Here is a 6019-nt window from a genome sequence, read left to right as displayed (position 1 = left end):
GGGCGGCGCCGAGGCGCCAACCTATGCCCAGCTTTATTCGGGAGCATGGGTCCACCCCACATGTAGTGGGTGTCTGACTTAACCGGATAGGCACGGTTGTATCCTTCGCGGTCGGGACGCCGTCCGAAAAACTTGGGTGCATAATTGGCGGCGTTGCGAGATTCCGAGACAAACACGTTTTGCGCATCGCAACGGTCAAGAAGGTCTAAAAACACCCGTTCCACTGCGACCCGGGCAAACGAGGCGGCCAAACCACCCTCCCGGTTGACAGGCACCAACACCCCGCCGGCCCAGCGCAATTTGATCGTGCCGCCATCGGGCGCGTAGTTGGCCTTGGCGCGGCTCAGGACACGCTCACCGTTGTCTGTGCCATCGTCATCGACGGCCGCCTTGGCGAGCGTCCAGCGCGACCGCATCGAGTTCGACCATGCGGTTGATCCACCGTCGAGACTGCCGCTGGCGAGACCGGCGCGGGAGGGGTGGCAGTTCAACAGGATGGCCGCACCCCGATCGAGGGCAAGGCGGTTCAAGAGGTTGATGAACCGTCGCACCTGATTCCGGTCGTTCTCATTCCCACCGAACAGATCAGCCACGTTGTCGAGAATGATCAGTTTAGCGTCGTGATTTTCGGCAATCTTGGCGACTTCATAATAGCGGTCGGTCACCTGCATCTTGCCATCTGGGGTGAAGGTGCAGAATGTGTTGTCGTGCCCCACACCGCTGATCCATCGCATCGGTTCAAGATCACGAAAACTCACGCCGTTTGCCTTGCAGATGCGGTCCTGCCGGCGGTGCAGCTCGTCGTTATCGTCCTCACAATAAAGGCCGATCGAGCGGCAGGGCTTCACTACGTACCCCAGCCACGCGGTTCCGGTTGCGGTAGAGGTTTGCAGGGCTTGCGCGGTCATACCTTTGCCGACACCACCATCCCCATATTGTCCGGTCACGTAGCCAACTCCCAACCAATCGGGGATGAGCCATTCACGATCGGGGACCGTGGTATATTCCAGATCGGCCGGATTGATCGGCCGCAATGTACGGGGTGCATCCGGTTGCGCACCAGGTGCAGGCGGTTCGGCTTGCTTCGCCTGCGTACCCTGATCATCGGCTTGATATGCGTCTTGTGCGGCCTGCGGTGCCGGCCGCTCCCGGTCAGGGCCAAGGTCGATCGGCGTCTTGCGCCCGGCCGCAAGGCCATCCTCAGCGGTCTTGGCGGCTGCATTCCAATCCTTCACATCGCGCCCGCCATCCCTCAGCGCTTTGATGATCCATTCGATCGCTTCGGCATCGGAAAACCCGGCTTGCGACTGTACCCCGCCCAGTGCCGTTGCGTTACGCAGCACGGCAAAATGCTTGTCGCCATCGACTGCGTTGCGGACATTGGCGAGCAGAGAATCGATGTACGCGCCCATCCGACGATCACTGATCTTATCTTTCGGCGCGCTGGGGGAAGTAGAAGCCGGGGGGGGCGTCGATTTGACCGGCTTGCCGATCGCGCCCGCGTCGAGGTCATCGAGCAGGTCGATATACTGACCTTCAACAAGGTGCACCTCATGCGAGGGCGACCGATTCACTGATCCGAAGTAGTACGATTGAGACAGCGTGAAACTCTCATCGGACAGAACACCACCCAGGACGCCGTTAAGCCTTGTCAGCAGGCGGGCGCGCTGGTCTGGGGGCAGTTCTCGCGAGCAAGGGCAGAGGACCCGCCAGCGTGGCGTATCCGGCGTGTGGCGTGGTGAGGTGTAGACCATGGCCGCTATGCCGCGCATCGCGAGGGATTCGATGGCGTCATCGACTGCGATTTGTTCGCCGTCATAATCCGCCTCGATGCCAGCGATCGCGAGCACGTTTGGGTCATGCCGCAGACTATTCTTGTCGCTGCGACGATCGCCGAACCTCGCCAGCTTGAGCCATGGCAGATCGTCCTTCACCTTGGCGGTGGTATCACGAACCCGATCAACAAGATCGCGAAGCGAGATGGTCGCTTCGGTCTTCGTGCTGGCAAACTTGTTTTGAAAAAACGTGACGGCGATGGGCTGGTCGAGCGGGTCGACCAACGGCGATAAGGGCACATTGTCTCCACCGGCATCCGCAGTGTCGTAGGCTTCGATCGGCGGTTCATCCCATACCGGGCAACCGCTCGCATGGGCGCTCATGAGGGCATCTCGCCTTTTCTCGGCGCCCTCACCCATTCCTCGGCCTCCGCGCGGGCGATGTATCTCACGGTCCCGTCCGGGCTAATCAGGGTGGCGCCAGTTGCGGTGGGTGCGGCGTTGGCCAGCGCGCGCATCGCGGTGGCGACGATGCCTCCGGGCGATGCGTCGTGAAACCTGCCAACCGAGGCCAAAAGGTAGGATTTTTTCATTGTGCGGCCATCCGCATTTTTGCGACGAAGGATTGAGACTCCGGCGATCGATCCATCCCGAAACTGCCGCTAACGCAGTGCCGCAGAATGTTATCGGTCGCCTCTTTCGCCGGGCGCATGACGGCGATCTGCCGATCATATCCGGTTTGATGGGCGGGGCGCTGTCCCGAGGCATTCCTAACATAGCGCCTAATTTTATCTAACGCCGCGCTCTCGATCTGCCGCACCCGCTCCGCACTGACCCCGAACCGCTCCGCCAGTTCACCCAGCGTTGCCGGCTCATCATCGCCATGGCGGGCGGTGATGATTTCCTGTTCGCGGGGTTTGAGCGTGGCGATGGCGGCGGTCAGCACCGCTCCGCGCTGGTCGGATTGCTGGCGATCGACCGCGTTGGTTTCGGGGTTTTCGGTGGTCCCGATCACTCGGTCGAGTGCATCGCCCTCGAATGTATCAAGCGACGTATCGGCGCCGGTCGATTTGTATTTTTGGGCAAAGCGCAGCGCCGGGAGTGAGGGCCGCGGCTGGCCGGGGCACTGGGTGGGCACGTTGGTAGCTACGGGGCGCGGATGGCGCACGATCGACCTGTTGCGGGTCGTAAATTCGCGCAGCGCGGCGTCGATCCACCAAATCGCGTATGTGCCAAAGGCGAAGCCCTTGGAGGGGTCAAAGCGCTTGATGGCGTCCATGAGGCCAAGCATCGCCTCACTTTCGAGATCACCGACCGAACCACCGCATCCGCCGGAGCGGCGCATGTTGGCGAAATATTTGCGAGCACGAGCCCGGGCGAGAGGTTGATGGTCGATGACAAGGCGTTCGGCGGAATAGTTCAGACCACCATCGGCGGTCCATTTCGGCTCAGGAATCTGTAACATTTTTGGCCTCATGTGCGAGGCCGGCCGGGGTTGAACTGCCGCTTGAAATCGTTATCTCAGGGTTGGTTGATGGCCTTGGATGCGATTTCGGAAGCCGCCGGTCCTGTGCCCAGGTCGGCGGTTTTCCTATTGGGCGGCGTGATGAACGGCAGGGCGCGAAGCGGCACGATCGGCCGCCCAAGCGTCAATCTCAGCCTCGACCCACGCGATTGTCTGTCCGCCAAGATTGACCGGTGCCGGGAACTCACCCGCCCGCACAAGGCGACCGATATGCACGCGGGTCCAGGGGATACCGCGATCTTTCAACTGTTGATAACGGATGAATTTCATCTTGACCTCAGGGTTGACGGTGTTGCCTGAGGTTTAGTTAGCCAATGACAGATAAGATCAGCAGTCTGCTTCTTTGATGCCTTAACGGCCTGAAAAGGCGGATCTTGAAACCCGCACACTTACCTCGCTCGACTTCAATCCAAGCGCGACAGCGGTCAGTGTTGCGGCGGTGCCGTCAAGCCGGTTTCCAAAGCGATCGAGCAAAAATACCGCGATAATTATCTGCACCCCCCGAGCCAATCGGTCGCCTCGATCATTTGACACAGTAAGCGGATCATCCGCACCGCGAATATTGTTCGCCGCCGCAGTCCATTGAGCAGTCGCGCGCGCAAAAGTCTCCGCGTCTTGCGGCGGTAAAAACTTGGCACTGTCCGAGAAAATAGTTGCCTGCTGCAAAATTTCTTGCCGACGCCGTTCTGATTCGTCCGGTTTGGATACCCGCACCCCGTCGCGCGCTGCTGTGAGCGCGAACAGGAAGGTTTCCGCCAGCGCTGCGGCCTGCCTCCCTTCCGCGTCCGTAGGCGGTGCGTGTGGCGGCTGGATGGCCGGGTACAGGTATTGCCGCACCGGACGCTTGCGGGCTTGCAAGGTCTTCCAAACCGCGCTCATTCGTTCGTCGGAAATTAAGCGTGTGAAGATATCCGCATCGTTCGGCATCATGGGTTCAGCAGCAAGCCGGCCGATCATCCAAGCAACTCTATGTGGTGTCCATTTCGGGAGTTTTACCCAGTCGCCGCTCACGCCCCTGCTCTCCTAATCCGCTCCGCTTCGATATCCGCAACATCCGCCGGCGGCTTCGGTGCCAGGATGCCCCGCAAACGCGCCTCCCATAGTGTCAGGCACTCCCGTTTCTCATCGACGTATGAGTGCTGGTCGTAGACCTTGTGCAGCCCAGGCCGGGCATGGGCGATGACCAGTTCGCGGACGAGGTCTTGAACGGGCAAAGCGCTGAAATGAGTGCGGGCGGTCCGCCGCAGGTCATGGAATTTCCACTCGGTCACGCCGCACAATTTGTCGAGGCGGACTTTCGCTTGGGAGAAACCATTGACGGGCTTGAAGCCGTCGGTGGTGAATACGTGATCGCCCTTGAACCGCGGCAACCCTTTTAGAATCGCCAGCGTCTCCTGCGCGAGGGGCACGGCATGCGCCCTGCCGCCCTTCATGCGGTTTGCCGGGATCGTCCAAAGAGCCTGATCAAAATCAAATTCGGACCATACCGCGTCGGCAATCTCGCGCTCGCGCTGGCCGGTCAGGATCATCAGTTGGATCAGTGGGCCATAGGGTCCGCTGGCTTCAAGCGCTCGACCGGCGATTCCGTGACGCCGAATTCATGGGTGCCGATCGCCCAATTATACATGCGGCGGAGATACCCGAGAGCGTTGTGCGCTTGATACGGTGAGCCGCGGTTGACGATCGCGCGGACCGCTTCGGCGACTTCGGTGGGCGTTACCGAGGTGACCGACCTTTGACCCCATCGAGCAACGAATTCCATCTCGATTGATCGTTTGGCATCTGCCGCTTTGGAGAGCTTTACTGCGTGGCGTTCGATAAAGGCCGCCGCGACCATTGCGAAGGTGTGGGTATGCGCCCGTTTCTCGGCCGCTTGCCGCTCTGCCTCCGCAACTTTAGGGTCGACCCCCTTTCGCAGCATGCCAAGCCACTCGCGGGCCCGGCTGCGCGCCTCATCCAGATCGATGGCGCCATATTCACCGATCGAACGGCGCGTCGGGTTTTTGGGGTTAGCGGGATACCGGGCGATCAGGTTGAACGATCGATGTCCGGTCGATGTCACCCTCAGCGATAAGCCGGGCACCATCGCATCTTGAAAATCGACGCGGCCGGTTTCTGGCACCCGCTTAGGTGAAGAAATGAAACGCTCAGTTAGTAACACTTTGCTCATTACCGCTTGCTCCTGCCGGGGGCAACATCAGGGCAACACATTTAGCCGTCTAGTGATGTTGCCCTGTGTTTTATGGTGTCGCATGGAAACGACGGAAACACAAGGTTTTTCAACGACAGACAAGCGGTTTCGTTGCTCTAAGTTGCCTCATTTTTATAGTGAGCAACCGGCCACACGCCGATCGCCCGTGCGTTCCCCTCTCTTCCTCCGACATCGACAGGAGACAACCATGGCTCACGCCATCGCACCAGGTTTCGTGACCGAAGCCGAAATCCGGCATCTCGCCAATCTGCTGAACGTCAACCGCTACCCCGACCATCACGTCATCATGTCGTGGGGCGAACACCGCATCAATGCCGGCGATCTGCGACGGTTCTGCACCACCGCCATGATCGGCGCCCGCCTGATCGATAACAGCGCGGATTTCGCGTTCGCCTACGGCTTCACCATAGCCCGGCATTCCACTGCCGACGCCGGCTGATTTGCCCTGGCCGGGCGATGCCCGGCGGTAACCCCTGAAAGGAACTAACCGATGCCCTGCAACATCAC

The 6019-nt window shown here is 60.3% G+C and carries 7 protein-coding genes and 1 pseudogene; 2 read left to right on the top strand and 6 right to left on the bottom strand.

The window, feature by feature from the left end:
• Positions 1-530: 530 nt before the first annotated feature.
• Positions 531-1412, bottom strand: a pseudogene (locus B7X49_RS18025) (AAA family ATPase); the annotation flags it as partial.
• Between the two features lie 735 nt (positions 1413-2147).
• Between B7X49_RS18025 and B7X49_RS18020 the strand changes: the two are divergent.
• Entirely contained in the window at positions 2148-2330 is a 183-nt protein-coding gene (locus tag B7X49_RS18020; protein ID WP_286840518.1) for a hypothetical protein, read from the top strand.
• 34 nt (positions 2331-2364) lie between these two features.
• Here B7X49_RS18020 and B7X49_RS18015 read toward each other — a convergent pair whose 3' ends face one another.
• From B7X49_RS18015 to B7X49_RS17995, 5 genes are all read right to left on the bottom strand, one after another.
• Positions 2365-3240 carry a sigma-70 family RNA polymerase sigma factor gene (locus tag B7X49_RS18015; RefSeq protein WP_286840517.1) on the bottom strand — a complete coding sequence of 292 codons (876 nt, stop codon included), beginning with the start codon at positions 3238-3240 and terminating at the stop codon, positions 2365-2367.
• A 126-nt stretch (positions 3241-3366) separates the two neighbouring features.
• Positions 3367-3570 (bottom strand): AlpA family transcriptional regulator, encoded by a 204-nt coding sequence (locus B7X49_RS18010; protein ID WP_286840515.1) that lies wholly within the window; start codon positions 3568-3570, stop codon positions 3367-3369.
• A gap of 81 nt (positions 3571-3651) precedes the next feature.
• A complete protein-coding gene (locus tag B7X49_RS18005; RefSeq protein WP_286840513.1) occupies positions 3652-4311 on the bottom strand; it encodes a hypothetical protein in 660 nt (219 codons plus the stop codon).
• Positions 4308-4829, bottom strand: coding sequence for a tyrosine-type recombinase/integrase (locus tag B7X49_RS18000; RefSeq protein WP_286840511.1), 522 nt, complete (start codon positions 4827-4829; stop codon positions 4308-4310). The genes B7X49_RS18005 and B7X49_RS18000 overlap by 4 nt, the downstream gene beginning before the upstream one ends.
• A gap of 8 nt (positions 4830-4837) precedes the next feature.
• Entirely contained in the window at positions 4838-5470 is a 633-nt protein-coding gene (locus B7X49_RS17995; protein ID WP_286840509.1) for an integrase arm-type DNA-binding domain-containing protein, read from the bottom strand.
• 229 nt (positions 5471-5699) lie between these two features.
• Between B7X49_RS17995 and B7X49_RS17990 the strand changes: the two genes are divergently transcribed.
• The gene (locus tag B7X49_RS17990; RefSeq protein WP_286840508.1) at positions 5700-5951 is read left to right on the top strand and encodes a hypothetical protein; all 252 of its coding nucleotides are present in this window, start codon (positions 5700-5702) and stop codon (positions 5949-5951) included.
• The last annotated feature ends 68 nt before the right edge of the window (positions 5952-6019 follow it).

It is taken from the genome of Acidiphilium sp. 34-64-41, from assembly GCF_002282635.1.
GTDB lineage: Bacteria > Pseudomonadota > Alphaproteobacteria > Acetobacterales > Acetobacteraceae > Acidiphilium > Acidiphilium rubrum.
Note: the sequence above shows the minus strand (reverse complement) of the source record. Positions and strands in the feature narration are given on the sequence as shown.

What these genes read in the sequence shown, in the direction of transcription:
- B7X49_RS18020 (WP_286840518.1), top strand. Translation starts at nt 2,148, where the DNA reads ATGGGCGCTCATGAGGGCATCTCGCCTTTTCTCGGCGCCCTCACCCAT.
- B7X49_RS18015 (WP_286840517.1), bottom strand. Translation starts at nt 3,240, where the DNA reads ATGTTACAGATTCCTGAGCCGAAATGGACCGCCGATGGTGGTCTGAAC.
- B7X49_RS18010 (WP_286840515.1), bottom strand. Translation starts at nt 3,570, where the DNA reads ATGAAATTCATCCGTTATCAACAGTTGAAAGATCGCGGTATCCCCTGG.
- B7X49_RS18000 (WP_286840511.1), bottom strand. Translation starts at nt 4,829, where the DNA reads ATGATCCTGACCGGCCAGCGCGAGCGCGAGATTGCCGACGCGGTATGG.
- B7X49_RS17995 (WP_286840509.1), bottom strand. Translation starts at nt 5,470, where the DNA reads ATGAGCAAAGTGTTACTAACTGAGCGTTTCATTTCTTCACCTAAGCGG.
- B7X49_RS17990 (WP_286840508.1), top strand. Translation starts at nt 5,700, where the DNA reads ATGGCTCACGCCATCGCACCAGGTTTCGTGACCGAAGCCGAAATCCGG.